Origin of the sequence: Candidatus Thiodiazotropha sp. CDECU1 (genome assembly GCF_963455295.1) — a bacterium.
Lineage (GTDB): Bacteria > Pseudomonadota > Gammaproteobacteria > Chromatiales > Chromatiaceae > Thiodiazotropha.
On the sequence record NZ_OY734020.1, the window covers coordinates 2327544 to 2349895 of the forward strand.

Genomic DNA, 22352 nt, shown 5'->3' on the forward strand with positions numbered 1-22352 from the left:
AGCATGGCTGAAACAGATACCCAACAGGCCGAAGGCAAAGAATCGACACTCGGTGTAGTACCCGACGAGTTTTCAGCACTGCTTCAACAGGAGTTCAAACCCAAGACCGAACGAACCAAGGAAGCGGTTACCAGCGCTGTGCAGACGTTGGCTGAGCAGGTACTGAAAGAGACCAGTATCGTGTCCGACGATGCTGTCGAAACCATAGAGGGCATCATTGCCGAGATCGACAGAAAACTTACCGAACAAGTCAACCTGATACTGCACCATGAGGAGTTTCAAAAGCTGGAAGGCACCTGGCGCGGACTTCACTATCTGGTGAACAATACCGAAACCGACGAGATGCTGAAGGTCAGGGTGATGGATATCTCCAAACAGGAGCTCGGCAAGACCCTGAAGAAATTCAAGGGTACTGCCTGGGATCAGAGCCCGATCTTCAAAAAGGTCTATGAGGAGGAGTATGGTCAGTTCGGTGGCGAACCCTACGGTTGCCTTGTTGGCGATTACCATTTCGACAACACGCCACCCGATGTGGAACTACTGACTAACATGTCCAAGGTGGCGGCATCGGCCCATGCTCCCTTCATTGCTGGCGCGGCACCGACCGTGATGCAGATGGACTCCTGGCAGGAGCTGGCAAATCCACGGGATCTGACCAAGATCTTCCAGACCCCGGAATACGCCTCCTGGCGCTCTCTCAGAGAATCAGAAGACTCCCGTTACGTCGGCCTGGCCATGCCGCGTTTTCTGTCACGCCTTCCCTATGGCGCCAAGACAGACCCGGTTGAGGAGTTCGATTTCGAAGAGGATACGGAGGGTGCGCAACATAACAAATACACCTGGTCAAACTCTGCCTATGCAATGGCAGTAAACATCAACCGGGCGTTTAAAATGTATGGATGGACGACACGCATCCGCGGGGTTGAATCGGGCGGTGCGGTGGAGAGTCTTCCAACCCATACCTTCCCTACCGACGATGGCGGTGTGGATATGAAATGCCCAACCGAGATCGCCATTTCAGATCGCCGTGAAGCAGAGTTGGCGAAAAATGGATTTATGCCTTTACTGCACCGTAAAAATTCGGACTTTGCCGCCTTTATCGGTGCCCAGTCGCTGCAAAAGCCATCTGAATATGACGACCCGGACGCAACCGCAAATGCCAATCTTGCGGCACGCCTTCCCTACCTCTTTGCCAGCTGTCGATTCGCTCACTATCTAAAGTGTATCGTGCGCGATAAGATCGGCTCCTTCAAAGAGCGTGACGACATGGAGAAGTGGCTCAACAAATGGATTCAGAATTATGTTGAACCCAATCCTTCAACAGCCTCAGAAGAAGACAAGGCACGTAAACCACTGGCAGCAGCCGAAGTGGTCGTCTCCGAAGTCGAAGGCAACCCAGGTTACTATACGTCAAAGTTTTTCCTGCGACCGCATTACCAGCTGGAAGGATTGACGGTTTCTCTACGACTGGTATCCAAGCTACCTTCCGAGAAGACAGCCTAATACCGCGAAACCACTAACAGGAGATTATTATGGCAGTTGATATGTTTATGAAAATTGATGGGATTGATGGTGAAAGCACCGATGATGCCCATTCAAAATGGATCGAGTTATTGAGTTACAGTCACGGGGTTTCCCAACCCGTGTCCGGGGCAAGCGGCACCGGCGGTCGAACCGGTGGTCGTGCCGACTTCTCACCTTTCATGGCTGTGAAGACGGTAGACAACGGTACCCCTGACCTCAATATCAAGTGTGCCAAAGGCGAGCACATTCCAAAAGTGGAAGTCGAACTCTGCCTGGCATCAGGTGACAAACACACCTTCATGAAATACACCATGGAAGATGTCATCGTCAACTCGGTTATACCCGGTGGTAGCGCCGGCGATGAAAGCAAACCCGTGGAGACTGTGGAGTTCGCCTACGGCAAGATCAAATGGGAGTACACCCCAATCGATCATACCGGCAAACCTGGTGCGGCCACAGACAGGACCTGGAATCTCGAGACCAATAAGCAGGAGTAATGTGCTTCGTAACAGGTCGACTTCATTTTTAACTCATTACAGGACACCATCACTCCCCAAGGGGAGTGTTTGTGTGTATTGAGCCAAGCCACATTTTAGGTTTGGATTTGTGCTACAGGAGCAAACACACCATCCTAGGGCCTGTTAACACTAATCCAATGCACTCTGTTGTGCCTGAAGGGCTGGGGCTGTTTTTTCGCCCAGCAGTGTGCATTGGATTAGTGTTAACAGGCCCTGGAACAACAACCAGCAATACTGATCAGAGAGCATATAAGGTCACCATGATGGATGCAGAAGAACTCTTACAACAAGGTCAATTAGACCAAGCCCTCCAGGCACTGCAGCAGGCAATCCGTAAAGAGCCATCGAATGTAAAATTGCGGGTCTTTCTCTTTCAATTACTCTGTGTAATAGGCGCATGGGAACGCGCATTGAGTCAATTGGACGTGGCCGGCGACATGGATTCGCTCAATCTGCCAATGGCCCAGACCTATCGGGAGGCCATTCATTGCGAGCTGTTTCGCAAAGAGGTGTTCAAAGGCGAGAAGTCCCCCTTGATCTTCGGTGATCCTCCTGAATGGACAGCTTTTCTCATCGAAGCGCTGAAACATGCCGGGGCTGGGGAATACACCCAATCCGAGACACTGCGTAATCAGGCTTTTGAATTAGCACCAGGTAGTGCCGGAACTATCGATGAGCAACCTTTTGAATGGATTTCTGACGCCGACAATCGCATTGGACCGATGATGGAGGCGATCATCAATGGCCGCTACTATTGGATTCCGATGCAACGTCTGAAGCAGGTTACCCTCGATGCCCCGGAGGATTTGAGAGATATGGTGTGGGCACCTGCCCATTTGACATTTGAGAACGAGGGCCAGAGTGTTGCGCTGATCCCTGCACGCTACCCGGCCACTGAGGAGGAGAGCGATTCGATGCTGAAGCTTTCCAGGAAAACCGAGTGGCAGGAACCCTACCAAGGACTCTATACCGGGCTTGGACAAAAAATGTTTGCGACCGATCTGCAGGAGTACCCCCTGTTGGGTACCCGTCAGATTGATTTCAACACCTCAGCAGACAGTGATGCAGACTAGTCATAGCTAATCAATCATATGCATATCAAGCATTCCAAGCAGATGGCGGTTATCCGGGGTATCCAGGTTGAAAACCGCTAAACAGCAAAATCAGCTACAACCGTCCCTGCTGGATCGGCTGACCGATGATGAGCCAGGCAAGACGCGTGAATCACAGGATAAGCGGGTTATCTCCATGCGACGCCTGCGGCAAATGGTGATGCGTGATTTAGCCTGGTTGTTGAACACAACCAATCTCTCGACCACAGAAGATCTTGATCCCTACCCTGAGGTAGAGCATTCAGTGCTCAACTACGGGCTTACGGAACTCTCAGGACATCTGGTCACGGGGATGGATCTTGGACGGCTAGAACGATTGGTACGTCAGGCGGTCCAGGATTATGAGCCACGCATAATCCCGCAAACCGTCAGGGTCCGCTCTATCAGAGACAGTGGCAAAGAGAGCCATAACCGCTTGATGTTTGAAATAGAGGGTCAGCTTTGGGCGGTACCGACACCTTCTCATCTGCTGATCAAAACCCAGATCGACCTCGAGGAAGGTGGCGTGACCCTGGCCGATGCCTTCAGCTCAGGTATGGAGTAATCCGATGGACCCAAGGTTACTCAAGTATTACAACCGTGAATTGCAGTTCATGCGGGAAATGGGCGCGGAATTTGCGAAATCCTATCCCAAGATTGCGAGCCGCCTTTCACTCGATGAATTCGAATGTGCCGATCCCTATGTGGAGCGTTTGCTTGAAGGTTTCAGTTTTCTCGCTGCCAGAATCCAACTCAAGATCGACGAGGAGTTTCCGCGCTTTACCCAACATCTGATGGAGCGGGTCTTTCCTCACTATCTCTGCCCTACTCCTTCGATGATGGTGGTACAGTTCCAGGCCGACATGCTTGAGCCCTCCCTGGGAGACGGCTTCCTGTTACCTCGCCACTCGATCCTGCGCAGCCGCCTTGGCAAAGGGAGCCACACTGCCTGTATCTATCGAACCGCGCAAGATGTCACATTATGGCCGATAGAAATTCAAAGCGTGGATTACCTCCCATCCCCGGCCGCAATCAACCTGGCGGGTATCGGCCGGCAGGATAGTGCCAAATCAGCCATACGCGTAAGGCTTAACACCACCGGCGAGATTCCGTTCAACAAGCTCGATGTTGAAAGGCTGCCACTGCTTTTAACTGGTGGGGAAACCGGCATGCGTGCGTTTGAGGCACTGGCTGGCCACACTGTGCGGATCGCCGGAAAAAATCCTGATTCAGACGATCACAGCACAACGATACAACCCCGGCCAGTACGCATCATGGGTTTTGCAGAGGATGAATCCCTGTTGCCATACGGTCCCCGATCCTTTCAGGGATATCGATTCCTGGCTGAATACTATTCCCTTCCCGAGCGCTTCATGTTCGTCGAACTGTTTGATCTACAGCGCGTCATCAGCAGTTGCGAGGGAAATACACTGGATCTCTTTATCCTGCTCGATGAGAGTGATCCCGCCCTCGAGGACAGTCTGAACGAGTCGAATTTCCTGCTCAACTGTACACCCTGCATCAACCTGTTTCAGAAGCGGGCTGACCGTATCCATCTTACCGACAGTGATGCGGAGTACCACATTCTGCCGGACCGGACACGTCCCATGGACTATGAGGTTTATGAAATCACTGAGATCAAGGGATTTGGCAGTAACAACGAGCAGAGCCAGACCTTCTATCCCTTCTACGCCAGTAATGACTTCATCTCAACCGATCAACCTCGAGCCTATTATGCGATTCACAGGATGCCGAGACTGCTCTCCTCTAAACAGCAACGTGAAGGTGCCCGTTCAAGCTATGTGGGCAGCGAAGTCTTTGTCTCCATCGTGGATGGGGATGAAGCGCCGTTTCAAAGTGATCTACGCCAGCTTTCAGTGACGACGCTCTGTACCAACCGTGATCTATCAATGCATCTTCCGCTGGGTCAGGGTGAATCGAGTTTCACCCTCGATAGCAGTACCCCGGTGAACAATATTCGCTGTATCGGCTCTCCCACGAAACCGAAACCATCCACTGCAAAGGGAAGCGTCAGCTGGCGTCTGATCAACCATCTCTCGCTCAACTATCTGTCACTCTCTGGAGAGGATCAGGAGCAGAGTACTGCAGTGCTGAAGGACTTTTTGCAACTGTATGCCGACAGCAGCGATCCAACCATGCGAAAACAGGTGGAAGGTGTCGTCTCGATCACCTCTAAGCCGGTCAACAGGCGCCTGCCCAGTCCTGGCCCTATTGCTTTTGGTCGTGGCATAGAGGTTACCCTGACCCTGGATGAAGCGGCATTCGAAGGCAGTGGTGCTTTCCTGTTCGGTACGATAATGGAGCAGTTTTTTCGTAAATACACAGCAATCAACTCCTTCACGGAGACGGTAATTGTCACCCTGCAACGCGGAGAGATCATGCGATGGCCGGTAAGGCTGGGTCTGAGACAAACGCTCTAGGTCTGTTTGACAGGCTGCAACAGGCGCCCTATGGCTTTGATTTTTATCAGGCGATGCGGCGCATCGAGTGTGCTTTTCCGAAACAGTCCCGACTGGGTGAGTCGCTGCATGCCAAACGCGACAATATTCGACTCGGTCAGGATCCGACCATGGCGTTTCAACCCTCCACCCTCTCCTCCTTTCGGCAGGGTAAAGGGAGTTTGCCACCCCGTCTCGGGGTCTACTTTTTCGGCCTGTTCGGTCCCAACGGACCTCTCCCTCTCCATCTCACCGAGTATGTCCACGATCGTGTTCATAACGAACATGACAATACCCAGGTTGCTTTTGTCGATCATTTCCATCATCGCTTGCTGACTCTCTTCTACCGGGTTTGGGCGAACAGTCAACCGACCGTCAGTTTCGATCGACCGGATCAAGACCGGTTCGGTAACTATCTCGGATCTGTATTTGGTATCGGCGCACCCCATCTGCGTGATCGTGATGCGATGCCGGATCTGGCAAAACTCCACTATGCCGGAAGACTCGCAGACCATACCCACAATGCCGAAGGTCTGGAGGCAATCCTGCAGGACTTTTTCCAACTCCCAGTACGCATCGATGAGTTTGTCGGCGCCTGGATCGATCTGCCGGACGACAGTCGCTGTCGCTTGGGCGCATCGACGGATATCAGTACACTGGGAGCAACGATCATCATTGGAGATCGGATTTGGCAGGGACAACAGAAGTTCCGCATTGTGATGGGGGCCGTCAAATATGCGGACTACCAACGCATGTTACCCGGTGGCGAGAGTCTCAATCGACTAATCGCTATCGTAAAAAACTATATCGGGGATGAACAGGACTGGGAGTTGAACCTGATCCTGCAAGAGCAAGAGGTGCCTCAGCTTAGCCTCAACGGCGAGAGCCGCCTCGGCTGGACGACCTGGCTTGCTGAGGAATCCCTGGGACGGGACGGTGACGAACTGTTCCTACATCCGCTTGAACTTAGAGGGCTTCAGACATGAGCGAGATTAACCGTGCCGCACTGTTTGGTAAATTGAACAGCCTTGGCTACAAGGCCATAGAGAGTGCGACCGTATTCTGCAAAATGCGCGGAAATCCCTATGTGGAGCTGGTTCATTGGTTTCACCAGATACTGCAACTGCAGGACTCAGATCTGCACCGTATCATCAAGCAATTCAACCTAGATCCCTCCCGCCTGGCGAAAGACATAACCGAAACCCTGGATACACTGCCCCGGGGTTCAACATCCATATCCGACCTCTCATCCCACGTGGAAGAGGCCACCGAACGAGGCTGGGTCTACGGTACCCTGATGTTTGGTGACAGTCAGGTACGCACCGGTTACCTGATCATTGGGATACTGAAGACCAATAGTCTACGCAACGCCCTGATGCGGATTTCAGACCAGTTCGACAAGATCAGTACCGATACCCTCACTGATCGTTTCAACGAAGTGGTCGAGGGCTCTCCGGAACAGGCACTGAGGTCCAATGACGGTTTTCAAGTTGGTGGCGGCGCTGCGCCTGGCGAGGCCAGCGATGCCATCGCCCCGGCACAAATGGGCAAGCAGCAGGCGCTGCATCAATTCTCCGTAGACCTGACCGAACGGGCCAGAAATGGTGAGATCGATCCGATTGTCGGGCGTGATGAGGAGATTCGTCAGATTGTCGATATCCTGATGCGCAGGCGTCAGAATAATCCAATCCTCACTGGTGAGGCCGGTGTGGGCAAGACCGCTGTGGTAGAGGGCTTCGCCCTGCGTATCGCCCGCGGTGACGTACCGCCTTCATTGAAAGATGTCAACCTGCGGGTACTCGACGTGGGCCTGTTGCAGGCCGGTGCCAGCATGAAGGGCGAGTTCGAAAATCGTCTCAAACAGGTAATCGAAGAGGTTCAATCCTCCGAAAAGCCGATTATCCTCTTCATCGACGAGGCCCACACCCTGATCGGAGCCGGTGGCAGTGCCGGCACGGGGGACGCGGCCAACCTGCTGAAACCCGCTCTCGCCCGCGGCACCCTGCGTACAGTGGCAGCCACAACCTGGGCGGAATATAAAAAATATATCGAAAAGGATCCGGCCCTAACCCGTCGTTTTCAGGTGGTGCAGGTGGATGAACCGGGCGAAGAACGGGCGATCCGCATGATGCGCGGTGTGGCATCGACCCTGGAAGATCACCATCAGGTCCAGATCCTAGATGAGGCCCTGGACGCCTCAGTCCGACTCTCTCATCGCTATATCCCTGCCCGTCAACTGCCCGACAAATCGGTCAGTCTGCTGGATACGACCTGTGCCAGGGTGGCCATCAGCCAGGCCGCCGTCCCCGCCGAGGTGGATGACAGTCAACGCCGCATCGAGGCCTTTGAAACAGAGCTGGCTATTATCGGCCGGGAGAAGGCCATCGGCATGGATACCGAGGAGCGGGAAGGCGCTGTCCTCGAAAAACTGGACCAGGAACGCAATCGCCTGGCACAGCTATCCGAGCGCTGGGAGACTGAAAAGACACTGGTGGAAGAGCTGTTGAAGATACAACAGCAACTCAAGGGATTAAACGCTACTGATGAAGTTACCGATACCGAAGACGAAGCAACGGATAACAACCAGCTGCAAGCTGATTCGGAAGCTGCCGATCAAGCGGATGATACGCTGACAGAATCCGTACCAGAGGCTTCGGCCGAGGAGATGATGCAGCGCCTGACCGAACTTAAATCGGAATTGAGCGAACTCCAGGGTGAACGCCCGCTGATTCTGCCCAGTGTGGATGCCCAGGCGGTCGCCACGGTGGTGGGTGACTGGACTGGAATACCGGTCGGACGGATGGTTAAAAATGAGATCGAAACCATCCTCAACCTCAGTGATACCCTGGCAAAACGGGTGATCGGTCAGGATCACGCCCTGCAGATGATCTCGCGTCGTATTCAGACCTCACGCGCCAACCTGGACAATCCCAACAAACCGATCGGCGTGTTTATGCTGTGCGGTCCCTCAGGTGTGGGCAAGACCGAGACCGGGCTAACCCTGGCAGAATCATTATATGGGGGTGAGCAGAATGTCATCACCATCAACATGAGCGAGTTTCAGGAAGCACACACAGTCTCCACCCTGAAAGGCGCACCTCCCGGTTATGTCGGTTATGGCGAGGGCGGGATATTGACTGAAGCGGTGCGACGCAAACCCTACAGCGTGGTGCTGCTGGATGAGGTGGAGAAGGCCCATCCCGATGTCCATGAAATCTTCTTTCAGGTATTCGACAAAGGTTGGATGGAGGATGGCGAAGGCCGCCATATCGATTTCAAGAACACCCTGATCCTGCTCACTTCCAACGTGGGTACGGAGATGATCGACAACATGTGCAAGGATCCCGAACTGATGCCGGAACCCGATGCCATCGCCAGCTCACTGCACGATCCCCTGATGAAGGTCTTTCCCGCAGCGCTGCTCGGCCGGCTGGTGGTGATTCCCTACTATCCACTGAGCGATGAGGTCCTGGCCAAGGTAGTGCGTCTGCAATTGGGTCGGATCGAAACCCGAATCCAAGCAAACCACGGCATACCGCTCAGCCATGACGATAGTGTTATAAAGCTGATCATCAGCCGTTGTACCGAGGTGGCGAGCGGCGCCCGAATGGTGGATGCCATCCTCACCAACACCCTGTTGCCGGAGATCAGCAGACATATTCTGATCGAAAAGATGGAGACACGTCCGATTGGAAAAATCCACATCAGTGTGGAGAATGATGAATTCAGCTATAACTTTTCTTGAACCTGAAGTTAAGCGACAGAGATAACCAGCAGTCAATATGTTTTCAGATAGCGGCACCATGAAAATTACGTTAACAGTCAATCAGGTTGCCGGGGCTCCCCCGACCCAACCCATGACAGTGACGCTCGACGAGCAGGGTGGCAGTATCGGCCGCAGGGATGAGAACGACTGGGTATTACCCGATCCGGAACGTTTCATATCAGGACGCCATGCACTGGTCGATTTCAGCGATGGTTCCTTTCATATCACCGATCTCAGCTCCAATGGCGTGTTCATAAACCGTTCCGCACAACCCTTGGGTAAGAATAACCGTGCTGCCCTGCAGGATGGTGACAGCTTCACCATCGGTGATTATGACATTGGTGTGGCAATAGAAAAGCCCGTCAGCCAAACCCTGGGGACGAACAGCTTCGATGGCCTGGACGACCCCTTTGCCCGCATGCTGGATGCACAGGCAGGACAGGACCTGGATGGGGCCTTTTCCGCACCACTGGAAGAGCAGCCGCAGTCACAACCGGTCATCGATGAGGGCTACTCCCTGGACGAACCGGAGACACCCAGCCTGGAGTTGGACGAGTCATCCCTTGAAAGTGGGACATCGAGCCTGCCTTCCCAATCGGACCATACCCCTGACTTGAATGCTCATTTCAATCAACCGACTCCGATCCCTGAAGATTGGTACCAAGATGATGAGAGCGGTAATCAGAGGGATGAGTCACAGGGTCTGTCTCCCATGCAGCCCCTGCCTCCGCTCGATCAAGAACCGATACCCGCTGCTCCCCCGCCCTCTCTTGCACCAGATACACAGCCGATTGAGGAAAACGAGCCACCTCCCCTGGCCAAACAGGAAGCGATTCCCACACCGGGCCAGCAGACGAGCATCCCGGCAACCGCCCCGGTGCAACCCCCAACGGAGAGGGCAACACCCGCAACACTCGGGCAGTCTTCTGACGAAGCGGCTTTGCGTCGAACCTTGGCTGAAAGCATGGGTATATCCGAGGAGCACTTTGCCGACCTGCCGATGACGACCCTATTGCAGAACCTGGGAAAGATATTGCGCACCAGTGTCAGTGGCAGTATGTCGATGCTTCGCGCCAGGGCACAGATGAAGGGTGAGTTCCGCATGTCCCAGACCATGATTCAGCCGGTCGAGAACAATCCCCTTAAATTTTCCATCAATCTTGAGGAAGCACTGCGCCATATCATCAATCCCAACCCCAGCAGCGGATACCTCTCCCCTCTCTCGGCATTCGAGGAGGCCCATGAGGATATAGAGGCGCATATGCTGGCGGTAATGGTGGGCATGCAGGCCGCTCTGCAGGCTGTTTTGCAGCGCTTTAAACCGGAGATTCTCGAACAACGCCTGGGACAGCCGGCGCTGTTGGAAAAACTACCTCTCTATAGACAGGCCAAGACCTGGGAACTCTTCACAGAGCTCTATACAGAGATCGCTAACGAAGCCGAGGACGATTTTCACCAGCTTTTCGGACGCACCTTCTCGCAAGCCTATGAAGAGCAGATTCGTCGCCTGGAGTCACTCAAACGATCCGACCCCGGTTCACCCAACTGATAGGAAGGCACGCAGATGAAAGCAAGCAAAAAAAACCTACTGCATATCTTGGGACTTCTCTACCTGGGGATGGTAATGGGGTGTTCCAGTGTCTCCAGTATCACTGTGACAATGAGTGCTGATACGGGCGTCAATCCCGATATCAACAACCGCCCCTCGCCCATCGTCGCCCGCATCTATGAACTGAAGTCATTGAGCGTTTTCAATAGTGCGGATTTCTTTAATTTGTTTGAACAGGATGTCGCCCTGTTGGGTGGAGAACTGTTGATGCGGGATGAACTCCACTTTCAACCCGGTGAGGTAAAGATGCTGGAGCGGGATCTGCAACCGGATACACGCTATGTGGGTGTAATCGGCGCCTATCGAGATATTGAAAATGCCGCCTGGCGTCGTTCGATCGAGATCGACCTGCACGATGAAACAACCTTTGTGATAGAGTTTGAGAAGAGCGGCATCAAACTCCAGAAGAAAAGCAAATAACTTACTTAAAGAGCCGAACACAATGTCTTGGATGTCTAGGATAGTCTGGTCAGAGGGAATGTTCCTCAGACCGCACCATTTTCAGCAACAGGAGCGCTTCCTGGAACATATGGTTCAGTCGCGCTGTGCTGATCTGACCCCTTTCAGTTGGGGCTTTACTCATCTGAAGATCGACAGACAAGCACTGGCGCTGGGCAGAATGGCCGTGGAGTCCTGTAGCGGCGTGCTGCCAGACGGTACAACCTTCGATATACCGGGCAACGACAACCCACCCCCGGCATTGGATATCGCTGCCGAGTATAAAGGTGAGATCATCTATCTTGCCCTCCCTCTGGCCCGCCCAGGTACCGCGAATGTCCGCTATGCTGATCAGGAAGAGGGCTTGGAGCGTTATGTCGTTGACGAGATCGAAACCAAGGACGGCGTTACCGGCTCATCAGCCACATCGACCCTGCAAGTGGCACAACCAACATTGAGGCTATTGATCGGTTCCTCTGAACTGGAAGAGTTTGCCCACCTTGCAGTGGCCAAAATCGTCGAGCGTCGTTCCGATGACATGCTGGTATTGGATGAGGATTTCATTCCCCCCTGTCTCGATTGCGAAGTCTCCACCCGACTCGACAGCTACGTAAAGGAGATCGAAGGTTTACTCCACCACCGCGCCGATGCCATCGCCTCGCGCCTGGTTGACGGTGGCAAGGGAATAGCCGAGGTTGCTGACTTTCTGATGTTGCAGGTTGTGAACCGCTTCGAACCCCTGTACACCCACTACAGCGAGACCACGCCGTTACACCCGCTTGCTTTTTATGAAACATCCCTGCAGTTGGCGGGTGAATTGGCCACCTTTACAAGTAGCAACAAACGTCCACCCGATTTTGCCATCTATCAGCATCAAGCACTGCAGGAGACCTTTATCCCGCTGATGCGGGAACTGCGCCGTTCGTTGAGCATGGTATTGGAACAAAAAGCAGTGTCCATACCCCTCGAAGAGCGCAAGTACGGCATCCGTGTTGCAGTCTTATCCGACCGCTCGCTATTGAGCGATGCGATATTTGTATTGGCGGTCAATGCCAACCTGACGGCTGATCTGCTACAGCGCCGTTTCCCCAGTCAGACCAAGATTGGACCGGTGGAAAAGATCCGCGATCTGGTAAACCTGCAACTCCCCGGCATCGGGCTGCGTATCCTGTCGGTTGCTCCAAGACAAATACCCTATAACGCAGGCTTCAGTTACTTTGAACTGGACAAGAACAACGAATACTGGAATCTGCTTGAAACCTCAGGAGGATGTGCCATACATATAGGAGGAGAATTCCCCGGTCTGGAACTTGAACTTTGGGCAATAAAAGGTAGTTGACAATGGATCATGACGACCCATTTGGCATGAAGCCCAACGAAGTCGGTGACCGCACCGTCATCCGTCCCAGACCTGGAGGCAAGGGACCCGCTTCTCAACCCCCATCAACACCTCAGGCACCAGCGGCGCCACCGCCGCAACGCTCAGCTGCGGCCCCAAACCTGCCGACTCGACAAGGGGCGAACAAACTGGAGATTGCCGCCACATCCCTGCTCTCCCTGTTGGGCCGTTTGCGGGAGACACCATCGCATCCCGATCCGGCGGCGCTGAAAAACAGCATTATTGAAAAGTTCAGGATATTTGAACGCAGGGCAGAAGATCTTGGCGTGGACAAAGAGACGATCTTCTGGACGCGATATATTTTGTGCACGACCATCGACGAGACGGTACTCACCACTCCCTGGGGCAATCAAAGCCTATGGCGCGACCAAAGCCTGCTGGTAAGCCTGCATAATGAAGCCTGGGGCGGGGAGAAATTTTTCCAGCTGCTGCAGAAACTACTGCAAAATCCTGCCAAGAACATCGAACTGTTGGAGGTGATGTATATCTGTCTCTCATTCGGCTTCGAGGGACGCTATCGCCCGCTGCCGGATGGTTATGCCCAGTTGCAGACGCTGCGTGACAACCTCTATCGCACCATCCGTAATCATCACGAGGAGTATGAACGCGACCTCTCCGGACATTGGCAGGGTGTCTATCTGAAGCAGAACGCGCTGGTTCAGTATGTCCCATTGTGGGTCGTTTTGGCAGTTTCCGGCGTGATACTGCTCTTGATGTATTCAGGCTTCAATCTCAGCCTGAACGTGAAATCGGATCCGGTACATGCCGAGCTGCACAACATTGCACGCAATGTAAAGACTGTGGTGGATCGCAAACCGCCGCCGGCACCGGAGCCTGAATTGACCTTGCGCACCCTGTTGGCAAATGAGATCAACCAGGGCAGCGTCGATGTTGAAGAGGACCATGCGGAAGGCAGTGTACGGATTGCCGGCGACGGCCTGTTCGCTTCTGGAAGTGGCGCCGTGAAAGCACAGTTTTTACCCCTGTTGAGCAGTATCGCGGCGGCGATGAATCAGCTTCAGGGAGAGATCGTGGTTGAGGGTCATACTGACAATGTACCGATTCGCAGTCTGCGTTTCCCCTCCAACTGGCACCTCTCCCGTGCCCGTGCCGAGTCGGTGGCTAAGATCATGGCCAGCGACCTCACCCAACAGAGCCGTATCCAAAGCATAGGCAGAGGTTCGGCAGAGCCGCTTGCATCCAATGACAATAAAGAGGGTCGAGCGCGCAACCGGCGCGTTGAGATCACCCTGATAAAACCCTAGGCATCGGCTACCCATATGCGCGCAATAATGAGCATCATAAAAAATCGCTGGTTCGTTGCCATCCTGGGCTTGATTGCAATCTCAGTCATCATCTGGTTGGTCGGGCCGCTGATCGCTATAGCCGGTATCGAGCCGTTGGGCTCGGTGACTGCACGTCTGATCGCCATTCTCCTGGTGATACTGATCTGGGTAGCTATGGAGCTACGCCGTTTTCTGACTGCACGCAAGAAAAATCAACAGATGTTGGAGAGTGTGGTCGGGCAGAAGGATCAGCCGCAAAGTTTTATGCGGGAATCCGACGAGGAGGTGCAGATTCTCGGCCAACGTCTCGATGAGGCGATCAGAATACTCAAGGAGTCGAAGGTCAGCGGTAAGAACAATCGTCAATTCCTCTACCAACTCCCCTGGTATATGTTTATCGGCCCGCCAGGCAGTGGCAAAACCACCGCCCTGCTCAATTCAGGTCTGCACTTTCCGTTGGCCGACAAACTGGGAAATGATGCGGTTCAGGGAATAGGCGGCACCCGCAACTGCGACTGGTGGTTCACCGATGACGCGGTTTTGCTCGATACTGCCGGCCGCTACACCACACAGGATAGTTACGAGGAGGTCGACCGGGCCGCCTGGATGGGTTTTCTGGATCTGTTGAAGAAGCATCGTAAACGCAGACCGATCAACGGTGCGCTGGTGGCGATCAGTGTCGAGGATATTCTGCAATTGACGGAGTTGGAGCGTCTCAACCACGCCAAGGCAATCCGTATGCGGGTAAAGGAGTTGATCGATCACTTCGGGATTCGCTTCCCTATCTACGTGTTGTTCACCAAATGTGATCTTCTCGCCGGATTCAATGAATTCTTCGAAAACATGGGGCGTGAGGAGCGCGGTCAGGTCTGGGGTATGACCTTCCCCCTAACCGACAAGGCCGATCAGGATAGCGGTATCAGCCATTTTCAGGACGAGTTCAGAGCCCTGGAAAAACGTATCGATGAGCGTCTCCTGGATCGCATGGAACAGGAGCACGACGTCAAGCGCCGTATATTGATCTACTCGTTTCCACAGCAGTTCAGCGCCCTGCGCGAAGCGGCGGAAGGCTTTCTGCATGAGGCCTTCAATGCCAACCGGTTCCAGGAGACCCCCTTGGTGCGTGGCATCTATTTTACCAGTGGCACCCAGGAGGGCACCCCGATCGATCGCTTGCTCGGTTCGATGGCCCAGGAGTTCGGTCTCAATCGACAGATAGCACCCGCCTTCTCCGGCACTGGACGCAGCTATTTCATCAATCGCCTGTTCAAGGATCTGATCTTTCCCGAAGCCCATCTGGCCGGTGTCAACACCCGGGTTGAAAAGCGCCGCGCCTGGCTGCAGCGCATGGCTTATGCCGGTGCCATCTCTCTGGCAGTGCTGGCTGGAATCGCCTGGTTCACCAGCTACAGCCGCAACCAGAGCTACATCGATCAGGTGGCGATACAGGCAAATGCCTCTGAGGAGAAGGTAAACGCCGTCGCACCGGACGATCTTAGCCTCACCAATGTAGTTCCGGCACTCGATTCAGTACGCCAGATCCAGGGCGGTTACGCGGATCAGGAGGCGGATATTCCCTGGCTGATGGGTCTGGGGCTCTATCAGGGCGACAAGCTTGGCAGCGAGGCTGTGAGCGCCTACCGTACCAGCCTGAAGAACCTGTTTCTGCCCCGCATCATTCTCAGCCTCGAGGATCAACTCAACCAACCGGGAAACAATCCCGATTATCTCTATGAGGCCCTCAAGGTCTATCTGATGTTCGACGACAGTGAGCATTTCGATGCCGCCACCGTCAAGGCCTGGATGCTGCTGCAGTGGCAGTTGAATCTCCCCGGTGCTGAAAATGCCCAGGCAAGGCAGGCCCTGGCGGGGCATCTCGATGCGTTGTTGGAGATGCTGCCAATGGCGCCGACCCTGCCATTGGATCAGGACCTGATCGCCCACGTACGCGGCAACCTGTTGCGGGTACCCTTGGCCGAACGGGTCTACAACCGCATGAAACGGACCACTGAAAGCGGCGCCATACCCCCTATCCGGCTCTCCCAGGTGATTGGTGCGGATGCCGAAATGGTCTTCAGTCGTCGTTCCGGCGAGCCGTTGGACAAGGAGATCCCGGCCCTCTTCAGCTATGGGGGTTATCACAAACTGTTTCTCAAGGACCACCTTGATATAGCCAACAAACTGCTGGAAGAGAAGTGGATACTCGGCCCCGACCTGGAGAAGATAGTCGGTAAAACCGATCTGGTACGGCTCAGCGCACGGGTCAAAGAGCTTTACTATGAGGAGTACATCCGCACCTGGGATCAGCTGCTGGCCGACATCCGGGTCAAGCCTTTCAGCAGCATGCAGCAAGCGGTTGATATACTCAATATCATCTCAGGACCAAGTTCCCCCCTGCGGCGCTACCTGAAGCTGATCCAGGAGCAGACCACCCTCTCACGTCTTCCCGGTGGCGCCAAGCAGGCCGCCAAACTGGTGGAGAGAAACACCTCAGGTATCACCCGTCGCCTCGCCTCCATACTGCAGGTGGCGCCGGACGGGTCGGAGGATACCGCACAGGATTCTCTGTTGACGACACCGGTAGATCAGCATTTCGCCAGCCTGAACAGGATGATCGCTGCCCAGGAGGGAGAACAGGCGCCCCTTGAAAGGACCATGGAGATGCTGAACGAGCTCTACGCCCATATGAATTCAATCGCTTCCGCCGGCAACCAATCCAACCAGGCATTCAACGTCGCCAGAGATCCCTCAGCAGGCGGTAGCGTCATAAGTCGACTCAAACTGGAAGCCAAGCGTCAACCAGGCCCCCTGGCGGAGATGCTCACCTCATTGGCCGACGGAAGCTCCAATCTGACAGTCTCCGGTGTCAGGTCACATCTGAATTCGGTTTGGAAGAGCCAGATCCTGCCCTTCTGTCAACGCAGCCTTACAGGTCGTTACCCCCTCGATCGCACCAGCAGCCGTGAAGTGACCATTGGCGACTTCGGACGCTTTTTCGGCCCCGGCGGCATGATGGATAACTTCTTCAATACCTACCTGCAGGATTTTGTCGACACCTCGCGCCGCAACTGGCGCTGGAACGCCGCTGGCAATCGCGCCCTGGGGATACCGACCGGGACACTCAGACAGTTCCAACGGGCAGCAGTGATTCGCGACGCCTTTTTCAGCGGCTCGGCACAGGAGCCGAAGATAAATTTCGAGATCAAACCGCTGAGCATGGATACCACCATCACTCAGATCACCCTGTTACTCAATCAACAGCGTGTCAGGTATAACCATGGGCCTGCACGCTGGAACCGCATGACATGGCCCGACGATTCCGGTGTCAGCGATACCAAGATCCTGCTCGCTCCTCCAGCTGGCAACAAGCCTTCGGGACTCACCGAGGATGGACCGTGGGGCTGGTTCCGGATTATCGATCAGGCAAAAACCGAGGCCACCGACTCACCAGAAACCATCAAGGTTGAGTTTGATGTAGGTGGACGCAAATCCCGTTTCATGATGCGTGCCAGCGGTGCCCTCAATCCATTCAAGCTTAGAGAAATGGCAGATTTCCGGTGTCCGAACAGACTCTGAACAGCTCAATGCCTGAGGACTCTCCGGGGTTCTACGGCAAAATCCCGTCCCTCGGGGATTTCGTCACTCGGCGCCTGCCGAGGGGTTTTATCGCACCCTGGGAGACCTGGATGCAGGAGGCCATAGCCAACAGCAGGGAACAGCTGGGAGACTTCTGGCTGGATAACTACCTCACCAGCCCCCTGTGGCGATTCGCCCTCACTCCGGGCATCTGCGGTGAACATGGCTGGGCCGGGGTGCTGATGCCTAGCGTGGACCGGGTAGGACGCTACTACCCCTTCACCATGGCGGCCAGACTCGACCCCAAGACCAATCTGTTCCTCTTCATGGAAGAGTCAGAGGCCTGGTTTGCAAGGATGGAGAGCCTCGCCCTCTCCTGTCTTGAAGACGACTTCCAGATGGAGTCATTCGAGCAACAGCTTCGTGCTGTCGGTTTACCCAATGCTGATCGAGACACCCACCCCGGACTGCCGGAGATGGGTAGCTCGGCATTGAGCAACGCCTGGCACGCCAAGCTTGATGAGCAGTCCTCCTTGCGCACCATCTATCCCCTGTTTCTCCCCCATTTGATGAAAAAACTGCTGTTTGCCTACAGCCTTTGGTGGACCCAGGGTTCCGAGCGCATCTCACCCTCACTGCTGCTGTGTCAGGGTCTTCCCCAGATCAAGGGTGCCAGCGCCCTGATCGACGGCGCCTGGACCCAGCATGGCTGGGAGGAGATCGAGACCGGAGCATACTCCATGGGGAGCGCAGTCAATATCGAAGCCTCGCAGCCGCAATGAGCCTCAACAGCTTCTTCTGGGTCTCAGCGCATATTAGCGACAAGGGTAAGGTGCGCTCTATCAATGAAGACGCTTATCTCGATCGGTCTGATCTGGGCATCTGGGTGGTAGCGGACGGCATGGGTGGCCACGCCGCCGGCGACATCGCCTCCGAAATGATCATCAACGAACTCAAATCGATTACCCCCGGTGATTCCCTGGGAGCACTGGCCAGTGATGTGGAACAGCGCCTGCAGTATGTCAATCAACAGCTGCTGCTGGAGTCGCAACGACGTGGCGGTGAAATCATCGGCTCCACGGTGGTCACCCTGCTCACCTATCAGGGTTACTGTATCTATCAATGGGCAGGCGACAGCCGCATCTATCTCTATCGTCGCGAGAGACTCAAACAGCTCAGCCGTGACCACAGCCAGGTCGAGGAGTTGATCGAACAGGGTCTCGTCACCTCCGATCAAGCGGAACAGTCCCCAATCGCCAATTATATCACCCGTGCAGTGGGCGCCAACGAGGAGCTGGAACTGGAAGCGGAGATATTCGAACCCTGTGACGGCGACCTGTTCCTGCTCTGCAGCGATGGTTTGAATAAAGAGGTCAGCGATGCGGAGATCGCCGAAATACTTGGCAGTCACACCTTCCAGGAGGCGCTCCAGCGGCTGTTCGACTTGGCTATGGAACGAGGGGCACGGGATAATGTGACCCTGGTTCTGGCGCAGGCGAGATCAACCCAGCCAAACGCGCCGGAACAGGGATGATCTGCTATATTGGCCCAGAGTCACTGACAGGACAGCAGTACGCTGGAATCGAACATGGTCACCATGAGAATTAGTGTTGTGAAAGATCTCCTTAGGAACATTCAAGATTTCCTTAAAATCCTCATCATCACCCTATTTGCCTTGAGCATCTCCGCCTGTGTGGCCCTGGGCCCGCAACAGCAACCCGAACCAGTGGAAGAGGAACCCCAGGAGCAGGCAGAGGTAATTCCGCCACCGCCAGACTCTCTAACCCCATCGCAACGGGTACGTAAGGCGCTTGAGCAGCTGGAGCATGGCGAATACGAAAATGCCCGACTCCAACTAACCTGGGCATTGCAGGAGAAACCAACCCTGCAGATCGCCACCAATCTTCTGCAACAGATGGATGCCGATCCCATAGACCATCTCGGCATGAAGAGTTTCTTTTACGACGTGGAGCCGGGTGACTCACTCTCCATCATCGCCAAGAAATTTCTCAACGACCCACTCAAGTTTGTAATTCTGGCACGCTACAATAAATTGGAGAATCCCAGCAAACTTGCACCGGGACAGAGGATCCGTGTACCCGGTGTCATGCCGGAGAGAAAGAGGCCGAAACCCAAGCCCAAACCGAAACCACCACAACCCGAAGCGGAAGCGGCACCTATGGTGCAGGAGCCCGTTGAGCCGGCAGCATCCTCCGGCATGACAACCGATCAACCGGCAGAAACACCTGAACCTGCAGCGGAAACCGGCCAGATTGAAGCGTCGACCATCTCCATACCGGAAGAACCCGAGCAATTGCAAGTGGAGATCGAGGAACCATCACAGCAGCCGGCGGAACTACCTGGCGAGACAGAGCCTGCAGCCATGACTGCGGAAGAGGCACTCAGCTCAGCGATGGGGCTGCACGCGGAAGGCAACCTCAGTGCGGCGATCTACCTGCTGGAAAATGAGATCAGCCAACATCCGAACGCAAAGGAGCTGCCGCAACTGCTTGCCGGCTACTACGACAAACATGCCGATCTGCTGATCAACCAAGGAAGCCTGGACAATGCCAGGACAACTTTGGAAAAGCTGATTATCCTTGACTCATCCAATGATGCGGCGATCAACAAATTGATCCTGGTTGAAGACAGGATCGAGGCGCAGAAGTTGATGCAAACTGCTCAGGATCAGCAAACTGCGGGAAGTCTGGAAGAGGCCTATCAAACCTATTCGCAAGTGTTGACCTATGATCCGGATAATCAGTCCGCCAAAGATGCCCAAGTAGTAGTCAGAGATCAACTGACCGACAGCTATCACCGCAGCGCCATGCAGCTTTTCCGAAAGCAGGAGCTGGATGAGGCGATAGGATTCTGGAACAAGATCCTGGAGCTGAATCCGAACCATCCATTGGCACCGGGATATAAGGCACGCGCATTGGAGATGAAACAGCAGTTGCAGAAAATCGATCAATGAGAGGAAGCGTATAGATCAGCCTGCAAATAACCATTTCTTAATAAAGTAATCAAGTCTGTTCGCCTAAAGCAGTCGATTCAAATCAAAGACAGAACAATAGGCTTTTAATTCCCACCGGGTCCAGCGATCAGCCTTCAAGTCACAAAAAGATATAGCAGTATAGATTTGTATTTGCCTCCGTTCGCCTAAACGGCTATATAGACCCTATGGTTGGCTTCAGAGCTTTTTTTCCGTATCCGAGGAGGAACCCAGTGCTCAAATCCCTGTTTAAGCGTCTATTAATAACTTTCCTTGTTCTCAACATTGCAGTCATCGGTTTTCCCTCCTTTGTCATGGCATCACCAATCGACACCATGACGGTTATTACAATGGATGAGAGGACGTCGCATATCGACCGAATCCGTTCCACGATGGCCCGAGATGATGTGCGCAGCACACTGATCGGAATGGGTGTCAATCCTGTGCAGGCAGAACTGCGTCTGAATGCACTAACAGATGCTGAATTGGTGATGCTTAATCAGCAAATGGACGAGCTGCCAGCAGGCGGTAGTGCCTTGGGTGTGCTTGGCGCTGTACTGCTTGTATTGATTGTCTTGGAATTACTCGGCGTAACCAACGTATTCACCAAGCTCTAACTGGTTTACTCACAATCCTGTTTAGCCATCTCCGCATTGGACGCTTTCTTCTGCGAATCGGGCGAAGCGCGCAATCGTTGCCTCGCCCTATTGCTATTTTTACTTTTAACCGGTTGTGCAACTCAGCCGCCACTCCTACCATCTTTGCTCCCTTCGGAGAAAGCCGCAACAGGGTTGGAGTTAGAGGCTACACCCTTCTATCCGCAACAGCAGTACCAGTGCGGGCCGGCCGCACTAGCCACCCTACTCGACCAATCAGGCGTATCGATAACTGCTGAATCGCTGATTCCCCATGTCTTTCTGCCAGAGAAAAAGGGGAGCCTGCAGGTTGAGATGATAGCTGCCAGCCGTCGTTTTGGCCGGATTCCCTATGTGATCAATCCCGACCTAAACTCGCTGTTCGATGAGCTGCAGGCAGGCCGTCCGGTGCTGGTGTTACAGAATCTGGGTTTACAGCTGTGGCCTGTCTGGCACTATGCGGTGGTAATCGGTTACTCGGTAGAAGCGGACGCTATATTTCTGCGATCGGGTATCACCCGGCGTGAGACCCTCTCCGCACATCGATTTCTCCACACCTGGGAACATAGTAACCGCTGGGCCATGGTGTTATTAAAACCCGGGGAATTGCCCGCCAGGCCCGAACAATCACCCTACTTGAAGGCGGTCGCCGCGATGGAACACCTGGTCCCTGGCGAGGCGCTGATTTCCGCTTACCAGGCAGCTCTGAACCAATGGCCGGATAGTCCCATTGCACTTTTCGGACTTGCAGCCTCAAAACACACCATGGGAGAGCTGAAAGCGGCTGAACAGATCTATAGAAAATTGCTGGGCATAGATCCTGATCATATCGCTGCATATAACAATTTGGCTGAAGTTCTGGCCGATCGGGGTTGCTATAAAGAGGCGGTTGTTACGATAAATCGAGCCTTGCAGAAAACCCCGGGTGAATTACACCAGCATCTGCTTGAAACGAGCCGGGAGATCGGGTTAAGAGAAACAGAAAACATAAGCCAGACATCCGCTTGTAAAGGCACTGCAATAGATTAGATTCCGCCTGTTTTTCCAGCTGCAAAAACC

At 54.2% G+C, this 22352-nt stretch carries 17 protein-coding genes; all 17 read left to right on the forward strand.

From position 1 onward, the window contains the following. Positions 1 to 3 precede the first annotated feature (3 nt). Positions 4 to 1503: a type VI secretion system contractile sheath large subunit gene (gene tssC, locus R2K28_RS10550; protein ID WP_316364279.1), complete on the forward strand. Its 1500-nt coding sequence runs from the start codon at positions 4 to 6 to the stop codon at positions 1501 to 1503. A 29-nt stretch (positions 1504 to 1532) separates the two neighbouring features. Next, positions 1533 to 2021, forward strand: a complete 489-nt coding sequence (locus R2K28_RS10555; RefSeq protein ID WP_316364280.1) for an Hcp family type VI secretion system effector — start codon at positions 1533 to 1535, stop codon at positions 2019 to 2021. A 281-nt stretch (positions 2022 to 2302) separates the two neighbouring features. Next, a complete protein-coding gene (locus R2K28_RS10560; protein ID WP_316364281.1) occupies positions 2303 to 3115 on the forward strand; it encodes a type VI secretion system accessory protein TagJ in 813 nt (270 codons plus the stop codon). Positions 3116 to 3182: 67 nt separating this feature from the next. After that, a complete protein-coding gene (gene tssE, locus R2K28_RS10565) occupies positions 3183 to 3698 on the forward strand; it encodes a type VI secretion system baseplate subunit TssE (RefSeq protein WP_116445325.1) in 516 nt (171 codons plus the stop codon). Between the two features lie 4 nt (positions 3699 to 3702). After that, on the forward strand, positions 3703 to 5574 hold the full coding sequence (tssF, locus tag R2K28_RS10570) for a type VI secretion system baseplate subunit TssF (protein ID WP_316364282.1): 1872 nt from the start codon (positions 3703 to 3705) through the stop codon (positions 5572 to 5574). Next, a complete protein-coding gene (gene tssG / locus R2K28_RS10575) occupies positions 5538 to 6578 on the forward strand; it encodes a type VI secretion system baseplate subunit TssG (RefSeq protein WP_316364283.1) in 1041 nt (346 codons plus the stop codon). The genes tssF and tssG overlap by 37 nt, the downstream gene beginning before the upstream one ends. After that, complete coding sequence (gene tssH / locus R2K28_RS10580; protein ID WP_316364284.1) at positions 6575 to 9337, forward strand: type VI secretion system ATPase TssH; 2763 nt, start codon at positions 6575 to 6577, stop codon at positions 9335 to 9337. Before tssG ends, tssH begins: the two co-directional genes overlap by 4 nt. 58 nt (positions 9338 to 9395) lie before the next feature. Beyond that, the gene (tagH, locus tag R2K28_RS10585; RefSeq protein WP_316364285.1) at positions 9396 to 10907 is read left to right on the forward strand and encodes a type VI secretion system-associated FHA domain protein TagH; all 1512 of its coding nucleotides are present in this window, start codon (positions 9396 to 9398) and stop codon (positions 10905 to 10907) included. Between the two features lie 15 nt (positions 10908 to 10922). Further along, the gene (gene tssJ / locus R2K28_RS10590; RefSeq protein ID WP_116447304.1) at positions 10923 to 11387 is read left to right on the forward strand and encodes a type VI secretion system lipoprotein TssJ; all 465 of its coding nucleotides are present in this window, start codon (positions 10923 to 10925) and stop codon (positions 11385 to 11387) included. A 58-nt stretch (positions 11388 to 11445) separates the two neighbouring features. After that, a complete protein-coding gene (tssK, locus tag R2K28_RS10595; RefSeq protein WP_316364287.1) occupies positions 11446 to 12744 on the forward strand; it encodes a type VI secretion system baseplate subunit TssK in 1299 nt (432 codons plus the stop codon). A 2-nt stretch (positions 12745 to 12746) separates the two neighbouring features. Next, positions 12747 to 14069 carry a type IVB secretion system protein IcmH/DotU gene (icmH, locus tag R2K28_RS10600; protein WP_316364289.1) on the forward strand — a complete coding sequence of 441 codons (1323 nt, stop codon included), beginning with the start codon at positions 12747 to 12749 and terminating at the stop codon, positions 14067 to 14069. A gap of 27 nt (positions 14070 to 14096) precedes the next feature. Next, complete coding sequence (tssM, locus tag R2K28_RS10605; RefSeq protein WP_316364290.1) at positions 14097 to 17666, forward strand: type VI secretion system membrane subunit TssM; 3570 nt, start codon at positions 14097 to 14099, stop codon at positions 17664 to 17666. Continuing rightward, positions 17648 to 18448 (forward strand): type VI secretion system-associated protein TagF, encoded by an 801-nt coding sequence (gene tagF / locus R2K28_RS10610; RefSeq protein WP_316364292.1) that lies wholly within the window; start codon positions 17648 to 17650, stop codon positions 18446 to 18448. The genes tssM and tagF overlap by 19 nt, the downstream gene beginning before the upstream one ends. Then, positions 18445 to 19200, forward strand: a complete 756-nt coding sequence (locus R2K28_RS10615) for a PP2C family protein-serine/threonine phosphatase (protein ID WP_316364293.1) — start codon at positions 18445 to 18447, stop codon at positions 19198 to 19200. The genes tagF and R2K28_RS10615 overlap by 4 nt, the downstream gene beginning before the upstream one ends. A gap of 78 nt (positions 19201 to 19278) precedes the next feature. Continuing rightward, positions 19279 to 20640, forward strand: coding sequence for a LysM peptidoglycan-binding domain-containing protein (locus R2K28_RS10620; protein ID WP_316364294.1), 1362 nt, complete (start codon positions 19279 to 19281; stop codon positions 20638 to 20640). A 251-nt stretch (positions 20641 to 20891) separates the two neighbouring features. Next, positions 20892 to 21275, forward strand: coding sequence for a PA2779 family protein (locus tag R2K28_RS10625; protein WP_316364295.1), 384 nt, complete (start codon positions 20892 to 20894; stop codon positions 21273 to 21275). 174 nt (positions 21276 to 21449) lie between these two features. Continuing rightward, positions 21450 to 22322, forward strand: coding sequence for a PA2778 family cysteine peptidase (locus R2K28_RS10630; RefSeq protein ID WP_316364296.1), 873 nt, complete (start codon positions 21450 to 21452; stop codon positions 22320 to 22322). The last annotated feature ends 30 nt before the right edge of the window (positions 22323 to 22352 follow it).

What these genes read in the sequence shown, in the direction of transcription:
- tagH (WP_316364285.1), top strand. Translation starts at nt 9,396, where the DNA reads ATGAAAATTACGTTAACAGTCAATCAGGTTGCCGGGGCTCCCCCGACC.
- R2K28_RS10555 (WP_316364280.1), top strand. Translation starts at nt 1,533, where the DNA reads ATGGCAGTTGATATGTTTATGAAAATTGATGGGATTGATGGTGAAAGC.
- tssF (WP_316364282.1), top strand. Translation starts at nt 3,703, where the DNA reads ATGGACCCAAGGTTACTCAAGTATTACAACCGTGAATTGCAGTTCATG.
- tssM (WP_316364290.1), top strand. Translation starts at nt 14,097, where the DNA reads ATGAGCATCATAAAAAATCGCTGGTTCGTTGCCATCCTGGGCTTGATT.
- tssK (WP_316364287.1), top strand. Translation starts at nt 11,446, where the DNA reads ATGTTCCTCAGACCGCACCATTTTCAGCAACAGGAGCGCTTCCTGGAA.
- icmH (WP_316364289.1), top strand. Translation starts at nt 12,747, where the DNA reads ATGGATCATGACGACCCATTTGGCATGAAGCCCAACGAAGTCGGTGAC.
- tssH (WP_316364284.1), top strand. Translation starts at nt 6,575, where the DNA reads ATGAGCGAGATTAACCGTGCCGCACTGTTTGGTAAATTGAACAGCCTT.
- R2K28_RS10560 (WP_316364281.1), top strand. Translation starts at nt 2,303, where the DNA reads ATGATGGATGCAGAAGAACTCTTACAACAAGGTCAATTAGACCAAGCC.
- tssJ (WP_116447304.1), top strand. Translation starts at nt 10,923, where the DNA reads ATGAAAGCAAGCAAAAAAAACCTACTGCATATCTTGGGACTTCTCTAC.
- tssC (WP_316364279.1), top strand. Translation starts at nt 4, where the DNA reads ATGGCTGAAACAGATACCCAACAGGCCGAAGGCAAAGAATCGACACTC.
- R2K28_RS10615 (WP_316364293.1), top strand. Translation starts at nt 18,445, where the DNA reads ATGAGCCTCAACAGCTTCTTCTGGGTCTCAGCGCATATTAGCGACAAG.
- tssG (WP_316364283.1), top strand. Translation starts at nt 5,538, where the DNA reads ATGGCCGGTAAGGCTGGGTCTGAGACAAACGCTCTAGGTCTGTTTGAC.